Below are 13,271 nucleotides of genomic sequence, written 5' to 3'. Positions count from 1 at the left end.
CTTCTCACGCTGCTTCTTCGCCTTGGGGTCGTTCCACATCCGCACCAGCTGATGATCATGCTTTCCGATCTCGTGTCAGGTGTCCGATCAGGACAGCCGGCGCTGGTCGTGCGCGAGCCGTGCCCGCAACCCGGTGTGCACCGAGATGTAGGTCTCGGTGTCGCGGCCGGTCAGCGTGGCCAGATTCGTGAGCAGACGGTCCACGTGGTCGATGAGCACCCGCGGGTCGGTGTTCTGCCGCGGCGTGATCGAGACATGCAGCACCGGCTCGCGGCGGATGTCGTTCGCCGTTACCTGGGTAGAGAGGATCTCGTCACGGGTGTCGAGGGAGTTCTTCACAGCATCCGACACGAAGGACTCCGTGACGGTGACCCTGCCGAGAGGATTCTGCGCGCCAGAGGAGCGGAACACGGTGTGCGTGCGGCGCCGGGCGACGCTGGTGAGCGCAATGATCAGCAGCACGATGACCACCACGATCGCAGCGACACCGCCGACGGCGATCCAGGTGATCTGGCCTCCGGCGATCTGCGTCGCGGCGAAGGCCTGATCGAGCCACGACTGCGCATCCTTGCCGGCGGACTTCCAGGTGTCGGCGGCGGTCGGCCACGACATGATCGCGATGCCGATCGCACCGAGGCCGAGGAACAACAGCCCGATGATCAGCAACAGGACGCGGTTCAGCGCGCGGTTCGTGTTGTTCACAGCTCTTCTTCTCTCTCGGTGGGGCGTTCGATGCGGACGCGAGTGCGGACAGACCTGGACAGCCGGTAGGCGTTCAGTCGCGTTTCGGTGGCCGACTGCACGGTCTCCTTGTCGAGCGGGATGCCCGCTCCAGGACGGACGGTCACATCGACGCTGCGGTGACCGACGCCGACGGTGATGTTCTCCCGCGCGATCCCGGTCTCCTCGGAAAGGTGCTGGGCGAGCGCACTCGCGATGACGCCGTTGTCCACGACGACCGCGCGCCCGTCGGCCTCCAGGGTGTGCTTGGAGAGTCGGCCCGGCGTCACCGCCAACCCGATGAAGACCAGACCGATGAGGGCCAGGACGACACTTCCCGCGATCACGAGCCCCGCCGGTTGAACCGTCGGAAGACCGACCAGCCAGCCCCATCCGGCGACCGGGTCGGCGAGGAGGGCGGGTTGCGCAGCCAGGTACAGCACGATCTCCAGCCCGATGTAGGCGAGGGCGAGGATCAGCAGGATCACTGCGATGAAGACCGCGACGGTCCGCGGGGAGTGCGTCTCGCGCCGCACGACGCGGCGCAGAACGGGAGTACTCATTGCACTCGTCTCCTTACCGGGGTGGTGGCACCGGTGATCGTCAGGTTGATGCGTGTGACATCGCGACCGAGCAGAGTCGTCAGACGCTGCTGCAGTTGCTCTTGCAACTGGCGGGCCTGATCGAGCACCGGCATGATCTGCGCGATCGCAGCGGTGTCGTCGAGGTCGGGGATGGGGAGGGGGCTGGCGATGCGGACGGCGATGCCGCCCGGATGCTCGGCGACATCGACCTTCACGTCGCCGCGAGGCACACCGATCAACGTCGCTGACGCCTGTTCGGTGACCGTACGGTACACGCGCTCCTTCACGTCGATACGGCCGGGGACGGTGGCCCCGCCGGTGGCGACCCCGGCAGGGCCACCACCCGCGGCGAGGTGCTGGTCGGCGCGCATCAGGAGGTACGCCGCCCGGTGAAGGCATCGGCGATCCCGCGCACGTCGATCTTGCCGGACACGATGCGGCCGACGATCGCTCCGACTCCGGCGAACACTGCCATGAGCAGGAACCCCCAGAAGCCGAACAGCAGCGCGGCGAGGGCGAGGAGGGCGCCGATCAGTGCGCCGGTGGTGGTGGGGGTCATGAGACTCGCGACTCCTCTTCGGTCTCGTTCTCGTCGCCCGGGACGTGCACGTCGTTGACCTCGACGTTGACCTCGACGACCTCGAGGCCCACGAGGCGGCTGATCGCTCCCGCGACGGCTGCGCGCACGTTGCCGGCCACTTCCTGCACGGGGGCCGGGTAGGCGACCACGATGGTCAGATCAGCGGCGGCCTGGGTCTCGCCGACCTCGACCTTGACGCCCTGCGTGAGGTCGGTGGCGTTGATGACGTCGCGGATCGCGCCGAACGCGCGCGCTCCCCCTCCGCCGAGTGCGTAGACGCCGGGCACCTCGCGAGCGGCGATACCGGCGATCTTGGCGACCACTCCGTCGGCGATGACCGTCTTACCTGCGGCGTTCGCGTCGGCGGGAACCCGCGCCGTCGAGAACGAGCTCGAACGGTCGACGCGAGATGCGGCGCTCTGCGTGCCGGCGGCTGCCTTCGGCGTGGCCTGTGCGAGCTCCGATGCGGCGGGAGTGGTGGGGGTGTTCTGGTCCTGGGTTGCCATGACGAGTCCTGTCTCGAACGCTGTCCGGCTGCACCCTGCTGGCTGCCGCCGGGAGCGAGATGTTCGCTCACATGTAGGACGTACGTCGCGGGGGTTTCGTCACAGACTGGTCGAGACCCGACAGATTCTCGTCAGTCGCTCGGATCCGCCGGCCACTCCGCGGGAAGCTCACCGTCGGTCGTGGCGGGAATCACACCCTGATAGCCGGTGATCGTCTGGAACGCGCCGTCGACATCGCGCACGAAGATCATGACATCGCCCGCCGCGTCCAACGGATCACCGTCGGGGTAGGGGCTTCCCTCCTCACAGGTGCGGGGAGACGACGCGACGTCGATCTCGGATGCTCCGTCGCCGCGCACCCAGGAGTCGACCGCCACACGCCACACGTTCATGTCCTGGTCGTAGAGGCGGGTCGTGCCGGCCTCACCGACCACGCGCCCGATCACGACACCGTCAGCATCCGCCGCTGCATCCTCGGGCGTGTCGAACACGACCCAGTCGACGCAGGACGACGATTGTCCGAGCGACATCGACGAGCATCCGGTCAGCAGGCCGGCGGCGAGGACGACTGCGGCGACCACGCCGGTCCTTGGAAACGCATCCATGCTTCCGAGGATGACGGAGCCGCGCAGGCGGCGTCAATCAGTCGAAGCATCGAACAGCATGCGAAAACAGAAAAACCCCGGCTGACCGGGGTTTCACATCTGTAGCAGGAGCGGGGCTTGAACCCGCGACCTCACGATTATGAGTCGTGCGCTCTAACCAGCTGAGCTACCCTGCCGCGAGGCATCCGTCCGCGTGAGAAGAATGCTGCGAGCCCCGAGTCAGGATTGAACTGACGACCCCTTCCTTACCATGGAAGTGCTCTGCCACTGAGCTATCGGGGCGTTGTACCCCTCGCGGGGCAACCGTACGAGAATACCATCACTGTGGCATGCTCATGAAATCGAGCCGTCAGTACGAGTACCGACCTGCGTTCTCGCGCAGCCACGGCAGCGGATCGATGGTCGATCCGTTGACGATGAGTTCGAAGTGCATGTGGGCCCCGTAGGACCGACCGGTGTTGCCGGTCTTGCCGACCACGGTGCCGACGGTGACGGTGTCGCCGGCCTTAACCTGCAGCGAGTCGTACTGCATGTGCGAGTAGTGGCTCGTGATGACCTTGCCGTCGATGACGTGGTCGATGTAGACGGTCACGCCGTACGCGCCGCCCTGCTCGGTTGCGATACGAACCGTGCCGTCGGCGATGGCCTGGACGGGAGCGCCGTTGCCGGGCACGAAGTCGATGCCCTCGTGCAGACGTCCGCTTCGCATGCCGTAGCCGTAGCTCATGCCGACGCCGACCATGAACGGCCACTGGATCGCGGCATCGGGGTCGTTCGTGAAGATCTCGTTGGAGTAGTTGATGCCCTGCTCCGCGGCGACATCGATCAGCGAGACGGTGCTGAAGTCGTCGTCGCGGGCGATCGCTTCGCTCTGCACATCGGAGGAGGCGATGAATGCCTGGATCTCCGGGGTGGATGCTGCGTCACCCTTGGCGGCAGCGGAGCCGGCGACGAGCGAGGTCGCGGCCACCGAGGTTCCCTGAGTGGCAGCGACGGCTTCGGCGGGAAGCGTCATCGATACGGCGAGGAGACCGGCGAGGCTCATCACACCGACGGTGGCGCCGACGGCGAGAAGTTTGCGGGCCGAGCGCGGGCGACGGGCGGCCAGATGAGGGGCCGTCGCCGCGTGTTCTGCGCTGTCGTCGTGCGCGGTCTCTGACGGCGCGATGACGATGGGGCCGGTCACGGTGCGGAATGCACGCGACGCCTGCTCGAATGCATCAGCGGCGACCCCGTGGCCATCGGAGGATGCCGAGGGAGCAGTCACGTGCGGCAGCGCGGGGGCTTCGGTGCTCTCGTCGAGCAGTTCGGCCGGCGTGGGGATGCGGGGCGCATCTCCCTCGGAGAGCAGAGCCTCGGCAGTCGTGGCGTCGACGACAGGCGTCTCAGCAGTCAGACGTGCACGGACGGCACGTCGAGAGAGCGGGGTGGCAGTTGCACGAGCCACAGCGGAGTCGATGGAAGCAGAGTCCGTCGTTCCCGCCGCGGGGGCCGCGAAGGCCTCGGTGCGGAGTCGGCTGGAGCGGCGCGTGGGCGCGGCATCAGCCTGGGGATTCTCGAGGGGCAAAGTGATTCTCTCGGGTCGTGCGGGAAGCTTCGGGAGGCCTGGCTCGACTCTCACCTTCGGGGGGCGAAAGTAACGATCGGATAAACCCTACCCTGCAGAGGCTGGGAAAGCCATGTGCCGTTCACTGTTCGTCGCTCACGATCGGCTCGTCCTGCACGATCGAGACGAGGCGGTCATGCACGTCGGCGCCGCCCGCGACCAGCATCGGGCGGGGCGAGTCGATATCGATCCGTGACACGGATCCTCCGGCCTCCGTGACCAGCAGCGCGCCCGCAGCGAAGTCCCAGGGCTTGAGCCCGCGCTCGAAGTAACCATCGAGCCGTCCGGCAGCGACGTAGGCGAGATCGAGTGCCGCTGAACCCATACGACGCAGATCACGGGCGATCGGCATCACCCGGCGCACCAGGGCGAGATCGCCGTCGTGCGTCGCGGGGTCGTAACCGAAGCCGGTGCCGAGGAGCGCTCCCGCCGGAGTGCTCGACGTCACCGCGAGGGTCGCGCCGTTCAGGGTCGCGCCCTCCCCTCGCGCCGCGAGGAAGAGTTCACCGAACACCGGGGCGTTCACCGCGCCGGCGAGCGACTCCCAAGACTCGGGAAGGGGCCCGCCTCGCACCGCGGCGATGCTCACGTTGTAGGCCGGGATGCCGTAGGCGTAATTCACGGTGCCGTCGATCGGGTCGACGACCCAGGTGATCCCGCTCTCTCCCGTGTCGGCGCCGGACTCCTCGCCGAGGAAGCCGTCGCCGGGCCGTGCAGACTTCAGCCGGGCACGGATCAGGTCTTCGACCTCGCGATCAGCCTCGGTCACGATGTCTGCCAGTGTCGACTTCGTTGCGGCGAGATGAACGCCCTCATCTCGGCGACGCCGGGCGAGCGCCCCCGCCTCGCGGGCGATTTCTGCGGCGAGCTCCCTGAGCTCGAGTTCGAGACTCACTGCGGGGGAAGCGGAGGTGCGGGCGGAGCCGGCGGGAAGCCCGCGGGAGGCTGCGGCTGCGCGCTCGGCGCGCCGGACACGGGCGGAGCCGGGGGCGCGGGCGGGGCGGGAACGCCGACGTGTCCTCCGTCGAACGCCGTAGGTGCGGGAGCAGGAGCAGGAGACTCCGGCACGACGGGGAACGCCACTGCGGGCGCAAGTGCCTGCGGGGCTTGCGGGGAGAACGTCGGATACCCGGTGTAGTACGCGTTCCAGTCGGGCGACCCGTCCGGGAGCGCCGGCAGAGGCGTCACGCCGTCGGCGTAGGTCGGCCAGGACGGAGCCGCCGCGGCGGCGGCGGGCGCCGGCCGCTTCGGTGCGAACAGGGCGTTCAACAACGGGATCAGCGTGGTTCCGACGGCAGCGAGGATCGTCAGGGCGACCACGATGCGCCAGTACAGCTCGCTGTAGTCGAAGGTGTGGGGGAACGTCAGGAAGAAGATCAGCAGTCCGACCAGGGCGCCCAGGAAGACGACGGTCAGGATGAAGATGACGCGGGTGAAGGTCGTGACGTGCCGCTGCGCCGCCGGGGTGAAGAGTCGCACGTGGAGAAGCGCGAGCTGCAGGATTCCCACCACCAGGATCAGCTGGAAGAAGCGCTCGGCGCCACCGAAGTACTGATCATCAGGCAGCCAGATCTTGACGGCTCCGACGAGCAGCGCGACGATCCACGTGACCATGCTTGCCAGCGCGAGCCAGTCCGGCCGATTCGGCGCAAGACTCGCCTCGAGGATCGCGATGCCCGCGAATCCGGCCAGCAACAGGATCGTGAGGAAGGCACGACCGATGAGACCGTCCTGGTCTCCGATCAGCACCCAGACGACGCACACGAGCGCCGCAGCGATCAGGGCACCGATGGCGATCCAGATCGCCCCCCTGATCAGCAGGGATGTATTGGTCTTTCCGGTGTGCGCGAGCTCCGGCTGCGACATGGCGATCCTCTCGTTGAGCGGCGGTGCCTTCATCCTGCCACGCGGGTGCGACGACACCCCCGGCGAATGACCGCACTGTGGACATCTGGCGCCACAGAGCGTTCGGTGCAGATGCAGTCAGCCCGCGCTCTTCGCGGCCCGCGCGGCGAAGGCGGCGACCCGGGCCTGCGCGTCCGGAGTGTCCATCGCGGCGCCGATCGAACGCGCTTCCTCGCTGAGCTGTTCGGCGAAGGTGCGCTCCGGCTGCGACCGCACGAGTCGCTTGGCCTGACCGTAGGCACCGACGGCGCCGGCCAGCCAGAAGCGTGCGACCTCTTCACCCCTGGCGCGCACAGCGTCGGCCTCTGCCGCAGCATCCTCGCCGGCCACCTGCTCCGCGACCAACCCCCAGTCCTGCGCCTCCTGCGCACTGAGCAGTCTGTCCTGAAGCACGAGCTGAAGGGCTCGGCGCTGACCCACCGCGCGAGCCAGCTGCGCCGAGACGGAGAGATCGGGGGTGAGCCCGATGTTGGCGTACAGGCTGCCCAGCCGCGAACGCGAACCCACCACCGCGTAGTCGCTCGCCAGCAGGATCCCGAGGCCTCCACCCGCCGTCGTCCCATGGGCGGCGGCGACCACCGGCACGGCCGACTCGGTGAGCGAGCGGATCCCGGCATTGATCACCTCGGCGAGCGCGGTGATCTCAGCGCCGGACTCCATCGACGTCGCCATGTCGATCACATCACCGCCGGCACAGAACGCGGGCCCCGCAGCGTCGATCAGGATCGCCTTCACGTCGCCCCGCGACGTGGCTTCGGCCGTGGCATCCCGCCAGGCGTGCGCCAGGTCGGCGTTGAACGCGTTGAGTCGCGCGGGGCGGTTCAGCGTGAGCCGAGCCAACCCCTCGTCGACCGACAACAGGATGGGATCGCTCATGGCATCTCCTTCGAGCACGGACGTTGCGTCCAGCGTAACCGCGATCAGTCCTGCGCCCAGACGCGGGCGGCGAACGACTCCATCCGTCGCCGGGTGCCGTCGAGACGGAAGTCGATCTGCCCTGGCGCCCTGACCTCATTGGGGGCCAACGGGTGCGCGAGCCTCACATTCTCATGGCACGAGAGGTCTGCGCAGAGATAGGTGCCGACCGAGTCGCCGCGCTCCCCGGAGTCACCCGCTCGTCTGGCAGAGAACAGGGCCACCTGGTTGCCCGGCTGCATGGTGTGGCAGATATTGCACATGCCCGACCGCACCCGCCCCGCCCCGGAGGTGCGCAGGACGATCCCGCTCACGCGTCCCTCGTGCTGTACGAGCACGTATCCCCGAGAGCCCGCACCCGGATCGCGCCAGGCGAAGAAATCGAGGTAGTCCCAGTCGACCAGCACGAAGTCATGGGGCATCTCCATCACCCGCAACTCATCCGCGTCGGCGTTGATGAACGAAGCCCGCACTTCGGTCTCGGTGAGCGCTCGCATCCGACCAGTCTATGAACCCACGCGCCCGGCGGGCGCGGAGCGGTCACGGATCAGGAAGCCGAATCCGAACGCGATGAAGAACATCAGCACCCCGTACACCGCTGCGGGAAGGCTCAGCTCGGTCGAGCCGAGCACGGACTGCGCGATGACGATCGCGAGCGTGGCGTTGTGGATGCCGATCTCGAACGAGGTGGCGATCGCCTGGCGTCGTCCCACGCGCAGTGCGCGAGGCACCAGGAACCCGACCGTAAGGCTGATCAGGCAGAACAGCACGGTGATGAGCGCGAGCTGCGCGATGTTGTCGACGAGCAGGGCCCAGTTCGATGCCACCGCTCCCCCGATCACGACGATCAGGATGATCACCGACGCTATGCGCACCGGCTTATCCATGCGGTCGGCAAATCCCGGCCGGAGGCGCCGGATGAGCATCCCCAGCGCGACGGGGAGCAGAACGATCGCGAACACCTCGAGCGTCTTCGACCATTGCAGACCGAGTCGGTCGTCGAACGGCTGGAAATACCCGATCGCGAAGTTCGTGATGATCGGCAGCGTGATGACCGCGATCACCGAGTTCACGGCAGTCAGCGAGATGTTCAGCGCGATGTCGCCGCGGAACAGGTGGCTGTAGAGGTTCGCCGTGGTGCCGCCGGGCGATGCGGCGAGCATCATCATGCCGACCGCGAGGATCGGCGGCAGGTGGAAGGCGAGCACAAGGCCGAAGCAGATCGCCGGCAGGAGGACGAGCTGGCAGAGCAGGGCGATGATCACCGCCTTCGGCTGCTTCAGAACGCGCGCGAAGTCTGCGAGCGTGAGGCTGAGTCCGAGCCCCAGCATGATGATGCCGAGGGCGACGGGCAGTCCGATGGTGGTCAACGCTGATCCCATGACACTCAGTGTGGCGGATGCAGGGTCTCGGTGTCACTCCAGGAACAGGGGTTCTGTATACGAATGAGGTCACTTCGGGCCTCGGATGCCCTACCATCGGCTCACATCCACCGATCTACGTCTCACGTGGGGAAAAGGACCGACATGTATCGACACCTTCGGATCACCTCCGCATCCTCGAAGGTCGGCGTCCTGATCGTCGCCGCCATCGCGATCGTGATGGCGGGTATCGGCCTGTCGCTGATCGACGTCCGATTGGGCTATCTCGTCGCGACCGCTCTGACGGTGGCAACAGTGCTCTTCGCCGCCCGCACCTTCCGGGGGCCTTCCGAGTCTCATCTGTCCAGGCCATGGTGGCGCATGACTGCCACTCCTGCGGGCGGATACACGCTCGGAGTCCTGTTGCTCCTTCAGGCCGCCGGAACCGCGTTCGGGCTCGTGTCAGGAACGGCTCCCACCGTCGCCTGGGTCGGTGTCACGATCGGAGCGATCATCGCCGCCGGATACCTGCACTCCGCGAGACGGCTGTCCGTATCGAGCGCCGCCCCGAGAAGCTGATCGCAGGTCGCCGCGGCGGCTTCACCTCAGCTCGGCCGCGACATCTCGAAGCACGTCGCGAACCAGCCGCACGGACGGGAGCCCGAGGGCGTCCGGCCTCGCGAGGACGTCCACATGTCGCACGACGGGTTCTCCCGCGAGCGGCCGGAGCACCATGCCGTCTGTCGCGAGCGCTGCCGCGGTGAGCCTGGGCATCACCGCGATCGCTGCGCCCGTGCGTATGACCTGCGCGGCGAGGAAGAACTCGTTGATCCGATGCTCGATCCGCGGCGCTCTACCCGCGAGACCTCCGAGATGCTGCAGCACACCAGCGAGGGGGAAACCCTCGTGTGTGGAGATCCATCGCTCGTCCCTGAGCTGCTCGGGGTGGATGGCTGACTGGGATGCGAGCGGGTGATGTTCGTTCATCGCGATGTCGAGAGGTTCGACGAAGAGCGGAGTCACGACATGACGCTCACGAGGCCACTCCCGATGGTGTGCGAGCCGGTGCGCGATGACGAGGTCGTAGTCGGCGGTGAGTCCCGGGAACTCATCCTCTGCGACGTCGGCGTCCGCCAGTTCCAGCCGGACTCGTCCGTCGATTCTCGAGATCAACGGACCGAACAGCGCGAAGCCCGCACTGTGGAACGCCGAGACGGTGACCGCACGCTCCGGACGCTCGAGAAAGGTCTCGATGGAGCCCCGCGCCAACGCCAGCGCCTCTTCGACACGTGTTGCGGCGACCGCGAGCGCCTCCCCCGCTTCGGTGAGTACCAGTCGACGGCCGCGACGGATAGTCAGCGGCACCGGTATGCCTGCCTGCAAAGTCGCCAGTTGCTGGGACACGGCGGAAGGAGTCACATTCCACGCGCTCGCCACGGCAGCCACGCTGCCGCGGTCAGCGAGCTCGCGCAGAACAGCGAGGCGGGTCGGATCCATAAGGCTCAGCTTATGTTCACGTCAAGCAGATCGGCATTGTTCTTACCCATCGCGGCTTGAAGACTGGCCAGATGTCCCCCTCCTTTCCTGCTGAGCGCGCCGTCGATCCCCTCCTCCTGGGTGTTGCCGCGGTATGGGGCGCGAGCTTCCTCGCGTCGAAAGATCTCGCGGCGGAGACCGGCGTGCCCTCGGCGGTCGCTCTGCGCTTCGTCGTGGCTGCGGCCGCGACTGCACTGATCTGCCTCATCGGGAGGGTGACGCTGCCGAGAGGGCGCGGCCTCGCGGTCGCGGTCATGCTGGGCGCCTCTCAGGCCGCGGTCATCGGGTTGGAGACCTGGGGGGTGCACTTCACGTCCGCCACCAACGCCGGCCTGCTCATCAGCCTCGCCCTCGTCATGACACCAGCGCTCGAGGGGCTCGCATCTCGCTCCTGGTTGCCGCGGTCGTACTTCGTCGCAGCCGTGACCGCGGTCGTCGGCGTCGCGCTCCTCGTATCCGAGGGCGGACTGCGCGCCCCCGCCATCGGGGATGCGCTCATCATTCTCGCTGCCGCCATCCGCGCGATACACGTGACGGCGAGCGCACGTCTGACACGTGGACGCAATGACAGTTCGCTCGGCGTCGTGCTCGTGCAGATGCTCGTGTGCGCCTCGGTCTTCTCCGCACTCGCCGGCGCCGAGTTGCCCGCCGCCGCGCTGCGTCTGAGCACTCGCGGATGGTTCGATGTGCTCTTCCTCGGGCTGATGTGCTCCGTGTTCGCGTTCGTCGTGCAACTGTGGGCGGTTCGGCGAACCTCGGCGTCTCGCGCCAGCATCCTCATGGGAACCGAACCGGTCTGGGCGTTGCTCGTCGGAATCCTGCTCGCCGGCGACAGGATCGGCGTCGTCGGAATCGCGGGCGCGGTGTTGATCGTCGCCGCAAGCTACGCCGGCCAGGCGATCGAACGACGTCACCGACGGTCCGCGGGGCGGCCGTCGACCGGCTCTCGCGGCGACACCGGCGAGCTTGCCGGCCGCGAGGCCCGACGCTGAGGTTCCCCTCGTGCGATCCGCAGCAGGAACGAGAAAGGCCCGGATGCTGAGAGCTCTCAGTGTCCGGGCCTTCTTCGAAGTGGTGGCGAGTGAGGGATTCGAACCCCCGAATGCTGAGCAGTCTGATTTACAGTCAGATCCCTTTGGCCGCTTGGGTAACTCGCCAGAGCGCACCCGTCCAACTTGGACAGCCAACCGGGGGCACGAGAGATAAGCATACCCGCCCGGAGCGGGTGCAAGAAATCGAAACGTCAGCTGCCGGTCACGCCGCGCCCGGCATCGGCCAGCGACTCCGGCGTGCGGAGCAATCCGCCCTCTGCACGACACGTCGCCGCGGCGATGTCCATGGCCCTCTCCAGCAGCGCATGCCACTCCCCGAGCTCGGTGACGGCCCCCGTGACGAGCCCTTCGGCGACGGCGGCCAGGGTCGCATCGCCGGCGCCCACCGTGTCGATCACGGCCCCAGGAAGCTGCGAGATCGGGGCACTCGCGATGCCGGCATCCGTGTCGATCGTGGCGCCGTCGGCCCCGGCCGTGGCGAGCACAGCGGCGGCCCCGAGCTCGCGCAGGCGTAGGCGCAGCGCGTCCAGATCACCGTCGTAGAGGATCGCGGCGTCGTCGGCGCCGACCTTCACGATCGTCGCGCCGTCGACAAGCCGCTCGAACCCGCGCACGAACTCGTCTCGATCGCTCAGCATCCCCGTCCGTGGATTGGGATCGACGGCGACACGAGCACCCGCCAATGCCGCGACGAGCGCGTCGACTTCGGCCTCGCGGTCGAACGGGAAGCAGCTGATCGCCACGAGTCCCGCTTCGGCGATCGCCCGACGGGCATCGTCGGAATAGCGGATGCTGCGCTTCTGCGCCGCCTCGTTGAACACGTACTGCGGCTCACCATTCGGCGCGCGCTGCACGATCGCCCGCGAGGAGCCATGCGGGGCCTCGCTGGCGATCACGCGCACGCCGTGGTCGCTCAGATACTCGCGGATGTGGGATCCGGCCTCATCGTCGCCGACCATCGCGATGAGGGTCGTCTCGACGCCGAGGCGCCGCAGCCCGACGGCGACATTGAGTGCCGCGCCACCGACCAGCTCGCGCACGCCGGAATCGTCGCGAATCTCATCGATCAGCGCATCACCGATCACGACGACGGAATCGGCGGAAGAAGTCTCGTTGCTCACCCGCCGAGACTATCGCGGGCTGCCGCTCGCCGGCACGCCTGTGTCGCCCTATCGCCCGACCCGCGCGGGGCAGTAGCGTGTGGCCATGAGAGCCGGACTCACCAGTGCTGCCGCCATCGTGCTCGTCGCCCTGCTCAGCGGATGCTCCCCGCAATCGGGCGGCACGGGCGCCCCCAGCGGCTCACCCTCGTCGGATGCCGGTTCACCAACCTCGTCGACTGATCCGACCGAGACTCCGGCATCGACGCCCACACCGACGATCGCCCCGGTGGCACTTCCGACCGACTGCCGCGCGATCCTCTCCGCCGACGTGCTGGCACAGCTCGACGGCATCCCCCTCAACGATGCCGCCTTCGGGCCGTCAGGCGTCGGCACAGACGGCACGCTCACCTGCATCTGGGCCGACCCTGGCGCCGACACCACGGGCCTCACCACGACGATCTCGAAGATGAACCGCGGCCCCGCGCTGGACATGCTGAACGCCCTCGCCGACGACGAGGGGTTCTCGTGCTTCACGCCCGACGGTGGCACCCGCTGCGAGAAGACCTGGCCCAACACGCAGTACCCGGTGACAGACGGCCGAACGCTCTTCTGGCGCCAGGACGTACTGATCGACACCCGCTACTCGAATCTCGCCCCGACGGGCTACACGTCCGCGATCGTGGCGAGCCTGTTCGGCTGATCAGAGCGACCGTTGCGGAGGAGTTCTCACGAACGGGAGGACGGATTCCGGAAATCTCTCCTCCGGAACGGGAGAACTCCTCCACAGCCGGCGATTCA

17 protein-coding genes and 3 tRNA genes are annotated in these 13,271 nt (G+C 67.6%); 3 read left to right on the top strand and 17 right to left on the bottom strand.

Annotated elements, in window-relative coordinates:
• Positions 1–87: 87 nt before the first annotated feature.
• From P0Y60_05865 to P0Y60_05800, 14 genes are all read right to left on the bottom strand, one after another.
• Entirely contained in the window at positions 88–702 is a 615-nt protein-coding gene (locus P0Y60_05865) for a hypothetical protein (protein WEK62279.1), read from the bottom strand.
• Complete coding sequence (locus tag P0Y60_05860; GenBank protein ID WEK62278.1) at positions 699–1,283, bottom strand: DUF6286 domain-containing protein; 585 nt, start codon at positions 1,281–1,283, stop codon at positions 699–701. Before P0Y60_05860 ends, P0Y60_05865 begins: the two co-directional genes overlap by 4 nt.
• Positions 1,280–1,675, bottom strand: coding sequence for a hypothetical protein (locus P0Y60_05855; protein WEK62277.1), 396 nt, complete (start codon positions 1,673–1,675; stop codon positions 1,280–1,282). Before P0Y60_05855 ends, P0Y60_05860 begins: the two co-directional genes overlap by 4 nt.
• Positions 1,675–1,863 carry a DUF2273 domain-containing protein gene (locus P0Y60_05850; protein ID WEK62276.1) on the bottom strand — a complete coding sequence of 63 codons (189 nt, stop codon included), beginning with the start codon at positions 1,861–1,863 and terminating at the stop codon, positions 1,675–1,677. Before P0Y60_05850 ends, P0Y60_05855 begins: the two co-directional genes overlap by 1 nt.
• On the bottom strand, positions 1,860–2,390 hold the full coding sequence (locus P0Y60_05845) for an Asp23/Gls24 family envelope stress response protein (GenBank protein WEK62275.1): 531 nt from the start codon (positions 2,388–2,390) through the stop codon (positions 1,860–1,862). Before P0Y60_05845 ends, P0Y60_05850 begins: the two co-directional genes overlap by 4 nt.
• Before the next feature lie 131 nt (positions 2,391–2,521).
• Positions 2,522–2,995, bottom strand: coding sequence for a hypothetical protein (locus tag P0Y60_05840; GenBank protein WEK62274.1), 474 nt, complete (start codon positions 2,993–2,995; stop codon positions 2,522–2,524).
• A 102-nt stretch (positions 2,996–3,097) separates the two neighbouring features.
• Positions 3,098–3,171 (bottom strand) — tRNA-Met (locus P0Y60_05835).
• Between the two features lie 34 nt (positions 3,172–3,205).
• Positions 3,206–3,277 (bottom strand) — tRNA-Thr (locus P0Y60_05830).
• Between the two features lie 67 nt (positions 3,278–3,344).
• A complete protein-coding gene (locus P0Y60_05825; GenBank protein WEK62273.1) occupies positions 3,345–4,562 on the bottom strand; it encodes a peptidoglycan DD-metalloendopeptidase family protein in 1,218 nt (405 codons plus the stop codon).
• A gap of 121 nt (positions 4,563–4,683) precedes the next feature.
• A complete protein-coding gene (locus P0Y60_05820; protein ID WEK62272.1) occupies positions 4,684–5,496 on the bottom strand; it encodes an inositol monophosphatase family protein in 813 nt (270 codons plus the stop codon).
• On the bottom strand, positions 5,493–6,467 hold the full coding sequence (locus P0Y60_05815; GenBank protein WEK62271.1) for a hypothetical protein: 975 nt from the start codon (positions 6,465–6,467) through the stop codon (positions 5,493–5,495). The genes P0Y60_05820 and P0Y60_05815 overlap by 4 nt, the downstream gene beginning before the upstream one ends.
• A gap of 117 nt (positions 6,468–6,584) precedes the next feature.
• Positions 6,585–7,382: an enoyl-CoA hydratase/isomerase family protein gene (locus P0Y60_05810; protein WEK62270.1), complete on the bottom strand. Its 798-nt coding sequence runs from the start codon at positions 7,380–7,382 to the stop codon at positions 6,585–6,587.
• A gap of 44 nt (positions 7,383–7,426) precedes the next feature.
• Positions 7,427–7,918, bottom strand: a complete 492-nt coding sequence (locus tag P0Y60_05805; protein WEK62269.1) for an FBP domain-containing protein — start codon at positions 7,916–7,918, stop codon at positions 7,427–7,429.
• 9 nt (positions 7,919–7,927) lie between these two features.
• The gene (locus P0Y60_05800) at positions 7,928–8,803 is read right to left on the bottom strand and encodes a bile acid:sodium symporter family protein (GenBank protein WEK62268.1); all 876 of its coding nucleotides are present in this window, start codon (positions 8,801–8,803) and stop codon (positions 7,928–7,930) included.
• Positions 8,804–8,947: 144 nt separating this feature from the next.
• On the opposite strand from P0Y60_05800, the gene P0Y60_05795 reads away from it, so the two are divergent.
• Positions 8,948–9,361, top strand: coding sequence for a hypothetical protein (locus P0Y60_05795; GenBank protein ID WEK62267.1), 414 nt, complete (start codon positions 8,948–8,950; stop codon positions 9,359–9,361).
• Between the two features lie 21 nt (positions 9,362–9,382).
• Here P0Y60_05795 and P0Y60_05790 read toward each other — a convergent pair whose 3' ends face one another.
• Positions 9,383–10,279, bottom strand: coding sequence for a LysR family transcriptional regulator (locus P0Y60_05790; GenBank protein ID WEK62266.1), 897 nt, complete (start codon positions 10,277–10,279; stop codon positions 9,383–9,385).
• A gap of 71 nt (positions 10,280–10,350) precedes the next feature.
• On the opposite strand from P0Y60_05790, the gene P0Y60_05785 reads away from it, so the two are divergent.
• The gene (locus P0Y60_05785; GenBank protein WEK62265.1) at positions 10,351–11,310 is read left to right on the top strand and encodes a DMT family transporter; all 960 of its coding nucleotides are present in this window, start codon (positions 10,351–10,353) and stop codon (positions 11,308–11,310) included.
• A gap of 80 nt (positions 11,311–11,390) precedes the next feature.
• Here the strand turns inward: P0Y60_05785 and P0Y60_05780 are convergent.
• Both P0Y60_05780 and P0Y60_05775 read right to left on the bottom strand, forming a co-directional pair.
• Positions 11,391–11,475: transfer RNA gene (locus tag P0Y60_05780), tRNA-Tyr, on the bottom strand.
• An 86-nt stretch (positions 11,476–11,561) separates the two neighbouring features.
• On the bottom strand, positions 11,562–12,491 hold the full coding sequence (locus tag P0Y60_05775; GenBank protein ID WEK62264.1) for a PfkB family carbohydrate kinase: 930 nt from the start codon (positions 12,489–12,491) through the stop codon (positions 11,562–11,564).
• Positions 12,492–12,576: 85 nt separating this feature from the next.
• Here P0Y60_05775 and P0Y60_05770 point away from each other — a divergent pair, with 85 nt between their 5' ends.
• Positions 12,577–13,173, top strand: coding sequence for a hypothetical protein (locus P0Y60_05770; protein WEK62263.1), 597 nt, complete (start codon positions 12,577–12,579; stop codon positions 13,171–13,173).
• Positions 13,174–13,271 lie beyond the last annotated feature (98 nt).

Origin of the sequence: Candidatus Microbacterium colombiense (assembly GCA_029203165.1) — a bacterium.
Taxonomy (GTDB): Bacteria; Actinomycetota; Actinomycetes; order Actinomycetales; family Microbacteriaceae; genus Microbacterium; species Microbacterium colombiense.
This window is presented reverse-complemented; position numbering and strand designations above follow the sequence as displayed.

Excerpts from the sequence above, each read along its gene's own strand:
- P0Y60_05860 (WEK62278.1), bottom strand. The coding sequence starts at position 1,283 with ATGAGTACTCCCGTTCTGCGCCGCGTCGTGCGGCGCGAGACGCACTCC.
- P0Y60_05855 (WEK62277.1), bottom strand. The coding sequence starts at position 1,675 with ATGCGCGCCGACCAGCACCTCGCCGCGGGTGGTGGCCCTGCCGGGGTC.
- P0Y60_05850 (WEK62276.1), bottom strand. The coding sequence starts at position 1,863 with ATGACCCCCACCACCACCGGCGCACTGATCGGCGCCCTCCTCGCCCTC.
- P0Y60_05845 (WEK62275.1), bottom strand. The coding sequence starts at position 2,390 with ATGGCAACCCAGGACCAGAACACCCCCACCACTCCCGCCGCATCGGAG.
- P0Y60_05840 (WEK62274.1), bottom strand. The coding sequence starts at position 2,995 with ATGGATGCGTTTCCAAGGACCGGCGTGGTCGCCGCAGTCGTCCTCGCC.
- P0Y60_05815 (WEK62271.1), bottom strand. The coding sequence starts at position 6,467 with ATGTCGCAGCCGGAGCTCGCGCACACCGGAAAGACCAATACATCCCTG.
- P0Y60_05810 (WEK62270.1), bottom strand. The coding sequence starts at position 7,382 with ATGAGCGATCCCATCCTGTTGTCGGTCGACGAGGGGTTGGCTCGGCTC.
- P0Y60_05805 (WEK62269.1), bottom strand. The coding sequence starts at position 7,918 with ATGCGAGCGCTCACCGAGACCGAAGTGCGGGCTTCGTTCATCAACGCC.
- P0Y60_05800 (WEK62268.1), bottom strand. The coding sequence starts at position 8,803 with ATGGGATCAGCGTTGACCACCATCGGACTGCCCGTCGCCCTCGGCATC.
- P0Y60_05795 (WEK62267.1), top strand. The coding sequence starts at position 8,948 with ATGTATCGACACCTTCGGATCACCTCCGCATCCTCGAAGGTCGGCGTC.
- P0Y60_05790 (WEK62266.1), bottom strand. The coding sequence starts at position 10,279 with ATGGATCCGACCCGCCTCGCTGTTCTGCGCGAGCTCGCTGACCGCGGC.
- P0Y60_05785 (WEK62265.1), top strand. The coding sequence starts at position 10,351 with ATGTCCCCCTCCTTTCCTGCTGAGCGCGCCGTCGATCCCCTCCTCCTG.
- P0Y60_05770 (WEK62263.1), top strand. The coding sequence starts at position 12,577 with ATGAGAGCCGGACTCACCAGTGCTGCCGCCATCGTGCTCGTCGCCCTG.